Origin of the sequence: Neisseria sp. P0020.S003, assembly GCF_051957095.1 — a bacterium.
Taxonomy (GTDB): Bacteria; Pseudomonadota; Gammaproteobacteria; order Burkholderiales; family Neisseriaceae; genus Neisseria; species Neisseria subflava.
The window spans coordinates 1-443 of sequence record NZ_JBQCWU010000076.1; the positions used below are offsets into that span (position 1 = coordinate 1).

The 443-nt window shown below is 53.3% G+C and carries 1 protein-coding gene; it reads left to right on the forward strand.

Translation table 11 applies throughout. The features are described from left to right. The coding region (locus ACTHTQ_RS11395) for a substrate binding domain-containing protein (protein WP_440363978.1) at positions 1-443 on the forward strand (443 nt) is incomplete at both ends.

Consider the following 443-nt stretch of genomic DNA (forward strand, 5'->3'; position numbering starts at 1 on the left):
TCCAAAACCCCCTCCCCTTCGCTGATCGTCAACCCGCTGGCCACAATCGAATTCGTTCTGCTTGCCGCCCCCGACTATCTTGCCCGACACGGCACACCCGATACACCCAAAGCCGTCATTCAGCACCAAGCTATCCTGCCTTCATATACCAGTCAACAAGACTGGGAAATTACCCACCGCGCTACCGCAGAAAAATCCATTCTCCACCTCTCATCGGTTATCCGCAGCGACAACACGCTGATGATCCGTGAGCTGATTAAATCAGGTGCAGGCATAGGCTATCCGCCCCTTTGGGCAGTTCGGCAGGAATTGAAGGACGGCACATTGATCCAACTCCTGCCCGATTACACCATTTGGACAGACCAACTGAACGCCACTTCTGTCGACAGGGCCTTTCTTAGCGCGAAAGTGCGCAGCTTTATCGCCTTTCTCACTGAAAAAAT